Here is a 12,736-nt window from a genome sequence, read left to right on the forward strand (position 1 = left end):
CATCTTTAAGCTGAGATTTTTCTACATTGAACTCCCGTGTTCGTTCGCGTACTTTCTCTTGTAGTACCTGGCTGTATACTACTTCTAGCTGCTTGAATCGGACGGGCAATGGTCTGACTCGTATAAATTGCTAATAATGTGGCGATCGCAATCAATACTGACAGACTGACTAAGATAATATTTAGACGTAATTTATCTTAAGTTGAAAGGTTTAAGACCCCTATATCTACTATATGTAATGTAGGACGACTTTCAGTCGGGGGTTAAATCCCCGTATGAAATGTCTAAAATATTTGAATGCGTGAATTGTTAACTGCCCTTTGCAGTTCCCAATTTGCTTGCTGATTGGCAATAACTCCGGGATTATTTGTCATTACGAGTCTAGAACATAATCAGAATAATACCACTATTTATGTTAGTACTGTTCATACAACATTTACCTACTAAGTACAGCCCACCGTAAACAGGGTACGAAAATTAGGCTGCAACAGCCAGAGCAACTGGAGCAGAATGGTTAGGGTTTTGAGTTTAGCACTTTGTGTAATCTGTAAGTAGAGCAGCGTAAATAATGAAAGGTTTGTAGTGAGTTAGTCGCTCAGAGGGGTTTCCCCCATGAGCTACTAACGAACCCGTTGAGTGAGGACTTTAGTCCTTATTTGAGGACTAAAGTCCTCACTAAGAAATCATTTCAAGATTTTTTACATTACTTAACTTACTTTGATTTATTCTCGCCTACTTAGTTAGATTAAACTTCTTGTTTCGTAATTCTTGTGGAATGAATTGCTTCACGAGTTGGCATCAATGAGTAACACAACGACTCATATTGATTTAAAGCTTGCTCAAAAGCATAGTTTTCAACCGCATACTGGCGACTTTTATAACCTAGAGTTTTGACTTTTTCGGGGTTTTGGTACAAATCTAAAATTGCCATTGCTAAGGCTTGAGGATCTTCTGGAGGAACGATAACTCCGCCGCCACTTTGCCTGATAGCTTTTGCTGCCGTACCATTATCGGGGACAGAAGCAACCAAAGCTCGTCCACTGGCAAGTAGCACTTGAATTTTTGACGGCATATTGAAGGATACAACATTTTTCTTTTGCACCACCAAGCCAACATCAGCAGCTGCTAACATTTGTGGCAAAGATTTGCGGGGTTGAAATGGCAGTAGCAAAACATTATCTGCGCCACAGTCTAGACATTCTTGTTGCAATCGCTGTAAACCTTTTGCCTCTCCAACGATGACAAAAACAATATCTGGGATATGGCGCAACACAGAAGCAGCTTTGACAACGCTTTCTAAGCCTTGGGTTAGCGCAATGTTGCCAGAATAAAGTACTACAAATTTGCCATTTAGGTTATGTGCGGCGCGGAAAGGGTTATTTTCTTTAGGCAAAGGGCGGATAAAATTGACATCAACCCAATTGGGAATTTGCACAATTTTGTCAGCTTCTACGCCCTTAGATCGCAAATTGTCCACAAACCCATCGGCGATGACGGTAATTTTACTGGCAGTGTGGTAAGCAAATTTTTCCAACACTGTAAATAACTTTATAAGCAATTTATTTTTCAGTAGACCGACGTGGACGGCTGCTTCTGGTAATATATCTTGTAGATTTAAAATCACAGGACAAGCACGTAACCATCCTAAAAGAGCAACTGGTACACAGCTTGGCAAGGATGGCGATGTTGAGAGAATAACATCTGGACGCCAACCGACGAGGGCAGGCACAAAACTAGTGACAACGAAACTAGCATCTAGTAACACCCGATCTAATAGGTTGGGTTGGGGACGAATCCAAACGTAACTGCGTTGAATTTGAACGCCATTTTTATATTCGTTGAGATACCACTTGCCCCGATATTCCTGGTAAATTTGACGCTCAGGGTAGTTGGGCATAGCGGTGACTACGCGGACTTCATGCCCACGCTTCACTAGTCCCTCTGCTAATTCAGTCATCAGTGGAGCAATGCCAATTGGCTCTGGATAGTAGTTGTAGGAGTAAATTAAAATTCGCATAAAAATTTAGTCTGAAGTACCCCGGTTTTTTATTTAATGACAAATATTTGTCTTAAACATGATTTGGAGTTTGAAAACTCCTATATTTATTAATTGTGACTTCAGACTCTTTTTATGTCAGGTATTTTCCTTAAAGATTGAGTAAATTTTGATATTAAATACTTAGAGGAACTGTGAATTTTTTTACTATTTAAGCAATCTTAAAATTGTTCATTTTTGAATGGTACGTAAGTGTAAACCCTATGTTGTAGGATATTAATTAAGACTGTTTCACGGCAGTAGTTATTGAATGAGCGATCGCCCTTGTATTTTCTCCTTTTTTGCTGGCTCAGGTTTCCTAGATTTAGGTTTTGAAACCAGTGATTTTAAGATTGTTTACGTAAATGAAATCTTTCCCCCATTCATGAATGCATACCGCTATTCACGGCAGGTTCTCAATCTACCTTTGCCAGAATACGGGTATCATGATGGAGAAATAGCAGATGTAACCCAACTTCTCGAAGGGTTACAAATACAACACCTCCGGGAGTTAGTACAAGACTGCCGTAAATCTAATAATATTGTCGGCTTTATTGGCGGGCCTCCCTGCCCTGATTTTTCTATTGGCGGGAAAAATAGAGGACGTTTAGGAGATAATGGCAAGCTTTCCGCTTGTTACGTTGAATTAATTTGCCGCAATCTTCCAGATTTCTTTTTATTTGAGAACGTTAAGGGATTGTGGAAAGCGACAAAGCACCGTTTATTTTTTGAATCGCTCAAGCAAAAATTACTAGAAGCAGGCTATATATTAACAGAGCGGTTAATTAATGCTATCGAATATGGTGTACCCCAAGATAGAGAAAGAATTATTCTCATTGGTTTCCGAAATAGTTTTCTCAAGGATATAGGAATAAAAATAGGTAGTGAAAAGTTCCTACATGAAGAGGCTTTTCCTTGGAAAAATCATATTTTATATCCTCAAACAAAGGTTTTTGCTTATCCTTGGCGTAAGTGCGAACCATTCCAAGAAAATTCCATAATGCCTTGTCCTGACGGCATACCTCAAGAATTAACAGTTGAATACTGGTTTAGAAAAAATAATGTGCTGAAGCATCCCAATGCTGAGAACTGTTTTCAACCAAGGGCAGGTATGACACGATTTGCTGTTATTGATGAAGGAGATGATTCTAAAAAGTCTTTCAAGCGTCTGCACAGATGGCGTTACTCTCCGACAGCTTGCTATGGAAATAATGAAGTACATTTGCATCCCTATAAAATCCGGCGAATATCTGTAGCGGAAGCTTTAGCTATACAATCTTTGCCTGCAAATTTTGTACTTCCAGAGAATATGTCACTCACGAATATGTTTAAGACTATTGGTAATGGCGTCCCATATTTGGCATCGAAGGCGTTAGCTAAAACTATTTTTGACTTCTTAGGAAATGGTGTGGAAAATGCTGTTGATATTTCTAAGCTTACTACTGTCTAATGTCAACTTAAACACTTACAATAATTCTGCGACATTTACAAAGCTGGCATCATACAAAAGTCAGCAGCTTCTTTTCAGAATAAACTTGTCATAAATATGGTTTAATATATATATAAGAAATGTTTTGATTTTTTATAAAGTTTAATAATCAATTACTGGCAGAAGACACGATGGCAGCAGACTATCCAAACATTGATATTGCGCCATTTATCGATCACTCCCTCTTAACGCCAACTGCTACTCCAGAGCAGGTTGAGCAGTGGTGTGAAGAAGCATACAGATTTAATTTTGCGGCGGTTTGCCTATTTCCCGCCTATGTCAAACAAGCAGTTGAACTCCTCCACGGCAAGAACCCGAAAGTCTGTACGGTGATTGGCTTTCCTTCTGGTGCGACGACTTCAGCAGTGAAACTGTATGAGGCTCAAGAAGCGGCGGATAATGGGGCCACTGAGTTGGATGTGGTAATGAACTTGGGCTGGTTGAAAGCTGGTAAAACTGAAGAAGTCCACCGGGAAATTGCCGAAATTTGTGAAGAGACTGGGCAAACTGTCAAGGTAATTTTGGAAACCAACCTGTTGACAGATGCAGAAAAAAAAATAGCTGCTGAAATAGCTATGGAGGCGGGAGCGGCCTTCTTAAAAACTAGTACAGGTTGGAATGGTGGTGCAACAGTGGCAGATGTACGACTTTTGCAGGAATTTGCAAAAGAAAGAGTAGGAATTAAGGCTTCGGGTGGTATCCACACTATCAATCAAGCTCTAGACTTAATCGTAGCGGGTGCTACTAGATTAGGCACATCTCGCGGTATCGATTTGATCCGCCAGCGCGATAACCTGGGAAAGGGTGAATAGTCATTTGTCCTTTGTCCTTTGTCATTTGTCATTTGTCCGAAGCTAATGACCCTTGACTAATGACCAATAACCAATGACCAATGACCAATGACTAACGACTAATGAGTAGAACCTACAAAGCAACGGGAATTAATCTTAAAGCCCAAGTGCTGGGAGAATCGGATAAAATAGTGACGATTTTGACACCAGAATTCGGTCTGATTCGAGCAGTGGCTCCAGGGGCACGCAAGCACAACTCCAGCCTGGGCGGCAGGAGTGGTATGTTTGTTGTGAATGAACTATTGATTGCCAAAGGGCGATCGCTTGATAAAATTACCCAAGCACAGACGTTAAAAACTTATCCTGGTTTAGCTAAAGATTTAGGAAAATTGGCTGCTGGTCAGTATTTAGCAGAAATAGTCTTGTGTCAAGCTTTGAGCGAACAACCCCAAGAAGAACTTTATGAGTTGTTCAATGAACATCTCCATCGCTTGGAGGCGTTATCTAGTGCAAATCCATCTGGGGTTTTGGCTCATCTGGCTCATGGGGTGTTTCACCTTTTAGCGTTAGCAGGAGTAACGCCACAAGTGCAAGTCTGCTGCCTATCTGGACACCTCCTCAAGCCAAACTTTACAGACCCCAACTGGCAGGTAGGATTTAGTATCCCTGCGGGTGGAACGGTTTCTTTAGAAGCTTGGGAACGTTTGCGAACAGAGGGTGAGAGGGAGAGGGAAATACAAAGAAATTCATCTTTTTCTCCATTACCCAATCACCCGATTATCCCATTACCTGCAAAACCTGGCTCCCAAACAGTTGTTGTGCATCGGCAAGAAATACCTGTGATTTCTAGTCGTCCGGGTGCTATGGAACTGGCTTTGCTTCAACATCTGTCACAACCAGAGATAATGCAAATTGATGGTGCTAGAGATCGTGACTGGTTATCTGTTGAACAGATTTTGCGCCAGTATGCTCAGTATCAATTAGGTCGCCCTATTCGCTCTGCTACCTTGATCGACTCTTATTTTGCTGCCAACCATGATGCAACCGTCTGATTTGGATAAAAAAATCCTGCCTTTGTCACCAAGCCTCGCTAAAAAACAGAATAGGGTATCAGATCCTACAGTCAGGAATCACTTGAGTGCTGTTTCAAAGTGTACACCTAGTCAAATAAATGGACAAGAAATGTCTCCAAAAGACGTTTCTAATAACGATCAAAATTGGACAGACCAGATCCCAAAAACTGATGTTATAAGTCAATCAGAAACACAATCTGAGGACAAATTAACCACTGTCCAAGGAAATAGCAATGGGCAGATGCCAGTAGCTACTATCCCAGAAAAAGAACCACCAACATTAAATGGATCTGGTTCTGGTGGAGAAGCTGTTTCAGGAAATATCAAACAGCAGGGCTTTTTGCCTGTATTAAAAAACCCTAACTTCCTGGCTCTTTGGGGTGGTCAAGTTTTCTCGCAACTAGCAGATAAAGTTTATTTGGTGCTCATGATAGCTTTGATTAATACTCAGTTTCAGGGTAGTAATCAAAGTATTAGTGGTTGGGTGTCAGTCTTGATGATGGCTTTTACGATTCCGGCCGTATTGTTTGGTTCAGTTGCTGGTGTGTTTGTCGATCGCTGGTCGAAAAAGGCTGTGCTGGTGGCAACGAATATATGGCGCGGCATCCTGGTTTTATCAATTCCCTTTCTGATGTGGTTGACTCATGACTGGAAACCCATAGGAGTTTTGCCAGTTGGTTTTTTGATCATTCTGGGTGTGACTTTTTTAGTTTCTACGCTGACGCAGTTTTTTGCACCGGCAGAACAGGCGGCAATTCCCTTAATAGTAGAAGAACAAGACTTACTCTCGGCAAATTCGCTTTATACGACAACGATGATGGCATCGGTGATTGTTGGGTTTGCTGTTGGGGAACCATTGTTAGCGATCGCTGATGGACTTTGGCTGCAAATTGGTGGTAGTGGTAGTTTGGGCAAAGAATTTTTAGTAGGTGGTAGTTATGCGATCGCAGGAATAATTTTATTCCTCCTAGCAACTAAGGAAAAACACTACCACCCCGATACAGAATTCCCTCACGTATTCTCTGATTTGCGAGATGGTTTTGCCTACCTCAAAGCAAATCATCGCGTCCGCAATGCTTTGCTTCAGCTAATTATCTTGTTTTCTGTTTTTGCAGCATTAACTGTTCTAGCCGTTCGCATGGCAGAAATCATTCCCAACATGAAAGCCTCCCAGTTCGGCTTTTTACTAGCAGCAGGTGGTGTTGGCATCGCTGCGGGAGCAACACTTCTGGGCCAATTTGGTCAACGCTTCTCCTATACCCAACTAAGTTTGTACGGTTGTATGGGTATGGCAGCATCCCTGATTGGTTTGTCAGTATTTACAACTCAACTTTGGCTAGTCTTGTTACTAGTGGCGCTATTAGGTATCTTTGGCGCGCTAGTAGGAATTCCCATGCAAACAGCAATTCAAACAGAAACACCTCCAGAAATGCGTGGTAAAGTTTTTGGTTTACAAAACAATGTAATTAATATTGCTCTCTCCTTACCTTTGGCATTAGCAGGTGTAGCAGAAACCTTTGTCGGATTACAGGTAGTTTTTTTGGGATTAGCTGCGATCGTTTTTTCAGGAGGCATATTAACTTGGTATAACTCACACAAATAGTTATCAGCTAACAGGAGCTATTCTTCATTACTTTTAAGTAATTAATATTTACTTAAAGCTTTTCTGTTCATGGTAAACTGTGGTCAGTGAAAATTTATCTCATACTTGCGGGATATGAATCTGACATTAGTCAGAATAAGTTGTTTAAATATCAGAAATTAACAACTTATAAGTAGAATAAATAAAGCCATAAATCCACTGGTTTAATTAGCTTAAAATAGGCTTTTTAAACTAGATAGTCTTGGGAATCTGTAATTACTAAAAAACCAGCAAGTATAGCTAGATAAAATAAAAATCACGAAGGACACACAAGTATATAGATAAAACCCGCTTTTCTTACAGCTAAATAAAGAATGCGTATAGCCTGGATTGGAAAAAAATCACCCTTTTGCGGCAATGTCACCTACAGTCGAGAAATTACAAATGCCTTGCTAGATAGGGGACATCAAGTTAGCTTTCTTCACTTCGCCCAGGAAGAGTCTGAACCTGATAATTGGCCAAATCTTCGAGAGGTTTCCCTCCCTTTTATTTACAAGTCTCAGGTTTACACAATCCCCACTTTTAGAGCGACCAAACTTTTAACTGAGTCGTTGCGAAAAATCAAGCCAGATATAGTCCATGCTTCCTTGACGCTATCTCCTCTAGACTTTTTTCTACCAGAAATCTGTGAGGAACTGAGGTTACCCCTAATTGCCACTTTTCACACACCTTTTGCTGGCAAGGGGGCAAAGCTGATATCGGGAACACAACTTTTGGCTTATCAGCTCTATGCACCTTTTTTAGTTAACTACGATCGCGTGATTGTATTTTCCCAAATCCAGCGAGAATTATTGGCAGGGATGGGTGTGAGGAAAGAAAATATAGCCGTAATTCCCAACGGTGTTGATACCGTTAAGTATTCTCCAGGACTTTCTCAAGTCAAAACAGAATTTAAAGCCGAACCTTTGTTTGTCTATCAGGGTCGAATAGCACCAGAGAAAAATGTCGAAGCCCTCCTCCGGGCTTGGAAGCAGTCGGCAATGAATCCAGGTACTAAGTTGCTAATTGTTGGCGATGGGCCTTTGAAGTCTTCCTTAGAGCAGTTTTATGGTTCAGAATACGGTATTATCTGGTTGGGATTTGTCGCTGATGAAGACCGACGGATCGAAATTTTGCGCGGCGCAGATGTATTTGTTTTGCCTTCATTGGTAGAGGGTTTGTCCCTATCTTTGTTAGAAGGAATGTCATGTGGGTTGGCTTGTTTAGCAACAGACGTGGGTGCAGATGGAGAAGTATTGGAAAAGGGCGCAGGTATAGTTATTAATACTAAAACAGCGCGATCGCAATTAAGAACCCTTTTGCCAGTATTGCAAGACCATCCAGAGTTAACAAGCTTACTTGGGCAAAAAGCCAGACAGCGTGTATTAGACCGCTATACCCTCAGTAAAAATATTACTCTGCTGGAAGAACTTTATAAAGAAGTTTTAGCACAGCGACCTTTACCGCTAAGTCGTAGAGCGTAGGGAAAGAGAATAGAGTGTGATCGCACTGTAAATTCTCAGATGGCAATGAGTGCGATCGGGTAAAATATAGATACCTAACTAATAATTCTCTTACTAGTTTTACAAGGCTATCTAAAGTTAACAAAATGAAGTATGACGTAAGTCAGATAAAGTTGAGAAATATCCCTGACTTAGAGCAGCTAGAACCGACTTTCCGCACTTCATCGTGTAATATGCGTAGATTTCCCATAGGTGGAAAAAAATGGTTAAATCAACAACATAAATCGCCAATGGTATTCAATATTAATACTTAATAATTTGAACATTATTAGGAATTTTTATTGAAAAGATAGATAATACATTTTGAAGTGCGGAATGTGGGCTAGAACATGGAAAGTGCTGCCGAACATACGTCTATTGCTTCACAAAACCGTTGCCTGAACAAAACGTTATTGACCAAATTGCAAATAGTTTGGAGAAGAAATTCATCTGTTCAAAGGAAGTATATGAGATTCCTGAAGATGTTGAAATTTGTGCATCTATTTTCATGGAGCGTTCACAAGATGACGAAGCCAGAGTTCGTGTTTTGACAGATAAACCAGAAGAAGTTTGCGTTTACATCTTTGGGATACACACTCTGCCACGCAAAATTGAAGAAAGGTTTGGAATTATACAGTCGATTCAGGGACAACAGCGAGAGACTTGGATTACTGACAGACAGTAGGGTAGAACTTTTCGTTGATTGTTCTTCAGGGAGTCGCTGGATATCTTCTGACTTAACTTCTGGGTGCTGTGTATCTTTTTTTTCTGGGCAATTATCGGCAAAAATTAATAAATTAGTTAATATGAAATAATAAATAACAGTAAATTAAAGCTACAAAATCAACAAATGACTGCAATTATCGACATAAAAACATTATATGAATCCAATTACCTGCAATGGTTAGAGGAGACTATTAAATGTCTCAAAAATCGACAATTAGCAGACGTTGACTATGAAAACTTAATAGAAGAATTGGAAGATTTGGCTAAAAATGAAAAGAGGCGAGTAAGAAGTTTGTTGGAACAAATTATTAGACATTTATTACTTTATCAATATTGGGATTTAGAAAAGCTAAGAAATGCTAATCATTGGACTGCGGAAATTATTAGTTTTCGGAACCAAGTAAATGAAGATTTAAGTGCCAATTTACGCAATCATTTAGAGGAGAATTTCAGCATAATTTATAGCAATGGCTTAGATTATGTTAAAGCTAAAACAAATTTAACCAATTTACCTGAATTATGTCCTTATACCTTAGAGCAAATTTTGGAAAAAAATTGGTTGCCTTAATCTTAAATTTTGATTTTTTACACAAAATATATTCATATTTTAACTCAGCAACATCATAAAATTAAGTCGCTGAATTATCTACTAAAGACCATCCTAAACTGGTTGGCTGTTCATAAACCCGCCTTAGAGTATTTACATCTCTGGGAGAAATAGGCGACGGGTTACGAACTTGGGAAAAATATAAAGCATCCGTTTGTAGCGGACTATGACCCCAAATTCCCAGTGCATGACCGAATTCGTGGCGGGTAGCTGCAATGAGATACTCACCTGTTTGACTGGGACTTAGCAAGATAGTGAAGCGGTGGGATAAAACTTTGTTGCTGGTGTATAACTCGTAAGTAGTTTGTGCTGATCGCGCACGGGTTATATTACTACCAGGGGAAATTTGTAAAGGTGGCGCTTTTCGTGCGATCGTAATATCAGCAATTTCTGACTGTTCGACTACTGTTAAAGGTAAATAATTACTCCACTCCTGTACACCCTGTAAAACAGCGTTAACCCATGCTTGAGCTTGTTTTTCGCTGATGCCTTTTGGTGGTTCTACGTAAACTCGAACAGGAAATTGTGACCAGACTAAATAACCAACTTGGGTTGGTGTAACTTGGGAAAAGTAGTCACCACTGTTAGTATTATCTTGCCACTTTGCAAGTGTGGGCGGTAAGGGATGCGGTTTTGATGGAGATGAGGGCAGAGAATTTATTAAGTCTGGATATACATATTTTGGTATTATTGTAAACCCATCACTCGACTGGAGATTAGTAAAAATGATTAACAGCCCTGTGCCAAGAAACAAGGCAAGGGCTGTAATTAATCGTCGTGAAATAAAATTTATTAGATTGTTAAGTATTGGGTGTTGGGTTATTTTCCCCATTGACCTATCCTTATTTAGGAAGCCAACCAGCACTTAAAACTACTGTTAAACCCATAAAAATTACTGTCAATGCCCAAGTAATTCGGTTTAAGGTGTTTTCTGCACTTTTGGCGCTGCTAAATAGCTGGGCTTGTCCGCCAATGGCTCCAATGCCATCACCTTTAGGGCTATGTAGTAAAACTAAGATAATTAAACCAGTGGCGGAAAAGGCCCAAATGCCTTGCACGAAATTAGTAACTGTCATGGCAGCAATCTCATTTATAAAAAGTTTCAAAAAACAGAATTCCGAAGTTAGGAGTTCACTAAAAACTCCTAACTCAGGACTCTTTTACAGCCCTACTTGTACGGGGGTGCGAGTGCGTTGCAGCTCATATTCTGCTGTTTTCAGCAGCGATCGCCCGGTCATTTCTGGTGGCTGAGGCAGCTGTAAAATCTCTAGAATTGTGGGGGCGATGTCGGATAGCTTACCATCGCTTCGCAGTTCGACATTTGTACCATATCCAGGGATTTTAACTCTTTCTCCTTCCACCAAGATGAAGGGGACTGGGTTAGTAGTATGAGCTGTCCAGGGATTACCCCCTTCATCTAGCATATACTCAGCGTTGCCGTGGTCGGCAGTAATAATTGTTGTACCACCGGCTTTGATAACGCTCTCTAACAAGCGTCCCAAACAGCGATCAACTGTCTCAACTGCTGTAATAGTAGCTTCGATTTGACCAGTATGCCCTACCATGTCTGGGTTAGCATAGTTAATCACAACTAGGGAATATATACCCTTTTGAATTGCTGCGATCGCAACATCTGTAACTGCTGCTGCTGACATTGCTGGGGCGTGATCGTAAGTCGCTACCATCGGGCTGCTTACTAATTCCCGATCTTCGCCAGCAAAAGGTTCCTCCAGACCCCCATTAAAGAAATAGGTGACGTGGGCATATTTTTCTGTTTCGGCGGTGCGGAATTGATTCAAACTATGATTGGCTATCACTTCTCCCAGAATGTTACTGAGATTCTGAGGCTCAAAGGCTACAGCCACGGGTAAGTCTGAATCATACTGCGTAAAGGTGACAAAAGACAGTGGTCTGATTTGCTGTCTTTCAAAACCGTTAAAAGTGGGACTGACCAAAGCTTGAGTCAGTTGTCTGGAGCGATCGGGGCGGAAGTTGAAAAATATCACCCCATCCCCTGGTTCTATTGCGCCTGGTGCAATTCTGATTGGGTTGACAAATTCATCTTTTACCCCTCCGGCATAAGATGCTTGCAAGATTTCTACAGCCGTGCGATTATCACCCACACCATTTTGGGTCATCACATCGTAGGCGCGTTTGACCCGATCCCAACGGTGATCGCGATCCATTGCGTAGTAGCGACCACTGAGGGTGACTATACGCCCAATTCCTACGCGGTCTATATAATTTTCCAGCAATGTGATTGCTCTTACACCGTCAGTTGGGGCGGTGTCACGACCATCGGTAATGGCGTGAATACAAACTTCTGGAATTCGCTCTTTCTTGGCTAAGTCAAGTAGTCCGAATAGATGGGTTATATGAGAATGCACCCCTCCCTCAGAACAAAGTCCGACTAGATGCAGCTTGCTATTCCGAGAACGAACTTCCTGGCAAATTTTGACGAGTGCTGGGTTTAAGGCAATAGAACCGTCTTCGACCGCATCAGAGATGCGTACTAGTTCTTGCGGTACCACTCGCCCAGCACCAATGTTCAAATGACCAACTTCCGAGTTGCCCATTTGACCCTCTGGCAACCCTACGGCTTTTCCTGATGTGCGGATGAGGGTATGCGGGTAAGCTGCCCATAAACTTTCCACAATGGGAGTTTTAGCAGCAAGAATAGCGTTTCCTCGCTTCTGGTCGCAGTAGCCCCATCCGTCTAAAATGACTAGCACCACAGGAGCAACAGGTGCTTTGGTCATAGTAAAATTGCCTTTTACTTTTTGTAATACCCGAATGATACCACTGCTAATCCACGCCGCAAGTGAATTTTTGCTTATTAATTTATTTTATGAAAGACTTACAGCTTTTTGAACTATTTTTTAAACTTTAGCA

Annotated in this window: 12 protein-coding genes; 8 read left to right on the forward strand and 4 right to left on the reverse strand. The window is 40.9% G+C overall.

What is annotated here, in order from left to right; genetic code table 11:
• Window positions 1-745: 745 nt before the first annotated feature.
• Window positions 746-2,017, reverse strand: coding sequence for a glycosyltransferase family 4 protein (locus V7K32_RS03165; RefSeq protein WP_334990262.1), 1,272 nt, complete (start codon window positions 2,015-2,017; stop codon window positions 746-748).
• 289 nt (window positions 2,018-2,306) lie between these two features.
• Here V7K32_RS03165 and V7K32_RS03170 point away from each other — a divergent pair, with 289 nt between their 5' ends.
• The 8 genes from V7K32_RS03170 to V7K32_RS03205 all read left to right on the forward strand — a co-directional run bounded on the left by V7K32_RS03170 (window position 2,307) and on the right by V7K32_RS03205 (window position 9,805).
• On the forward strand, window positions 2,307-3,485 hold the full coding sequence (locus V7K32_RS03170; RefSeq protein ID WP_334990264.1) for a DNA cytosine methyltransferase: 1,179 nt from the start codon (window positions 2,307-2,309) through the stop codon (window positions 3,483-3,485).
• Between the two features lie 170 nt (window positions 3,486-3,655).
• Window positions 3,656-4,336, forward strand: coding sequence for a deoxyribose-phosphate aldolase (deoC, locus tag V7K32_RS03175; RefSeq protein WP_334990266.1), 681 nt, complete (start codon window positions 3,656-3,658; stop codon window positions 4,334-4,336).
• Window positions 4,337-4,437: 101 nt separating this feature from the next.
• Window positions 4,438-5,367 carry a DNA repair protein RecO gene (gene recO, locus V7K32_RS03180; RefSeq protein WP_334990268.1) on the forward strand — a complete coding sequence of 310 codons (930 nt, stop codon included), beginning with the start codon at window positions 4,438-4,440 and terminating at the stop codon, window positions 5,365-5,367.
• Window positions 5,354-6,991: an MFS transporter gene (locus tag V7K32_RS03185; protein ID WP_334990402.1), complete on the forward strand. Its 1,638-nt coding sequence runs from the start codon at window positions 5,354-5,356 to the stop codon at window positions 6,989-6,991. The genes recO and V7K32_RS03185 overlap by 14 nt, the downstream gene beginning before the upstream one ends.
• A gap of 353 nt (window positions 6,992-7,344) precedes the next feature.
• A complete protein-coding gene (locus tag V7K32_RS03190) occupies window positions 7,345-8,493 on the forward strand; it encodes a glycosyltransferase family 4 protein (RefSeq protein ID WP_334990270.1) in 1,149 nt (382 codons plus the stop codon).
• Window positions 8,494-8,618: 125 nt separating this feature from the next.
• The gene (locus V7K32_RS03195) at window positions 8,619-8,786 is read left to right on the forward strand and encodes a hypothetical protein (protein ID WP_334990272.1); all 168 of its coding nucleotides are present in this window, start codon (window positions 8,619-8,621) and stop codon (window positions 8,784-8,786) included.
• Between the two features lie 119 nt (window positions 8,787-8,905).
• Window positions 8,906-9,196, forward strand: coding sequence for a hypothetical protein (locus tag V7K32_RS03200; protein WP_334990274.1), 291 nt, complete (start codon window positions 8,906-8,908; stop codon window positions 9,194-9,196).
• Between the two features lie 165 nt (window positions 9,197-9,361).
• Window positions 9,362-9,805, forward strand: a complete 444-nt coding sequence (locus V7K32_RS03205; protein WP_334990276.1) for a DUF29 domain-containing protein — start codon at window positions 9,362-9,364, stop codon at window positions 9,803-9,805.
• 61 nt (window positions 9,806-9,866) lie between these two features.
• Here the strand turns inward: V7K32_RS03205 and V7K32_RS03210 are convergent, their stop codons facing one another.
• The 3 genes from V7K32_RS03210 to gpmI all read right to left on the reverse strand — a co-directional run bounded on the left by V7K32_RS03210 (window position 9,867) and on the right by gpmI (window position 12,603).
• Window positions 9,867-10,676, reverse strand: coding sequence for a peptidase (locus V7K32_RS03210; RefSeq protein ID WP_334990278.1), 810 nt, complete (start codon window positions 10,674-10,676; stop codon window positions 9,867-9,869).
• Between the two features lie 10 nt (window positions 10,677-10,686).
• The gene (gene secG, locus V7K32_RS03215) at window positions 10,687-10,920 is read right to left on the reverse strand and encodes a preprotein translocase subunit SecG (protein ID WP_334990280.1); all 234 of its coding nucleotides are present in this window, start codon (window positions 10,918-10,920) and stop codon (window positions 10,687-10,689) included.
• An 84-nt stretch (window positions 10,921-11,004) separates the two neighbouring features.
• Window positions 11,005-12,603 (reverse strand): 2,3-bisphosphoglycerate-independent phosphoglycerate mutase, encoded by a 1,599-nt coding sequence (gpmI, locus tag V7K32_RS03220; protein WP_334990282.1) that lies wholly within the window; start codon window positions 12,601-12,603, stop codon window positions 11,005-11,007.
• Between the last annotated feature and the right edge of the window lie 133 nt (window positions 12,604-12,736).

The organism is Nostoc sp. (genome assembly GCF_036917635.1).
Classification (GTDB): domain Bacteria; phylum Cyanobacteriota; class Cyanobacteriia; order Cyanobacteriales; family Nostocaceae; genus Nostoc.

Coding starts and splice junctions, on each gene's coding strand:
- V7K32_RS03165 (WP_334990262.1), bottom strand. CDS start 2,017: ATGCGAATTTTAATTTACTCCTACAACTACTATCCAGAGCCAATTGGC.
- V7K32_RS03170 (WP_334990264.1), top strand. CDS start 2,307: ATGAGCGATCGCCCTTGTATTTTCTCCTTTTTTGCTGGCTCAGGTTTC.
- deoC (WP_334990266.1), top strand. CDS start 3,656: ATGGCAGCAGACTATCCAAACATTGATATTGCGCCATTTATCGATCAC.
- recO (WP_334990268.1), top strand. CDS start 4,438: ATGAGTAGAACCTACAAAGCAACGGGAATTAATCTTAAAGCCCAAGTG.
- V7K32_RS03185 (WP_334990402.1), top strand. CDS start 5,354: ATGCAACCGTCTGATTTGGATAAAAAAATCCTGCCTTTGTCACCAAGC.
- V7K32_RS03190 (WP_334990270.1), top strand. CDS start 7,345: ATGCGTATAGCCTGGATTGGAAAAAAATCACCCTTTTGCGGCAATGTC.
- V7K32_RS03195 (WP_334990272.1), top strand. CDS start 8,619: ATGAAGTATGACGTAAGTCAGATAAAGTTGAGAAATATCCCTGACTTA.
- V7K32_RS03205 (WP_334990276.1), top strand. CDS start 9,362: ATGACTGCAATTATCGACATAAAAACATTATATGAATCCAATTACCTG.
- V7K32_RS03210 (WP_334990278.1), bottom strand. CDS start 10,676: ATGGGGAAAATAACCCAACACCCAATACTTAACAATCTAATAAATTTT.
- secG (WP_334990280.1), bottom strand. CDS start 10,920: ATGACAGTTACTAATTTCGTGCAAGGCATTTGGGCCTTTTCCGCCACT.
- gpmI (WP_334990282.1), bottom strand. CDS start 12,603: ATGACCAAAGCACCTGTTGCTCCTGTGGTGCTAGTCATTTTAGACGGA.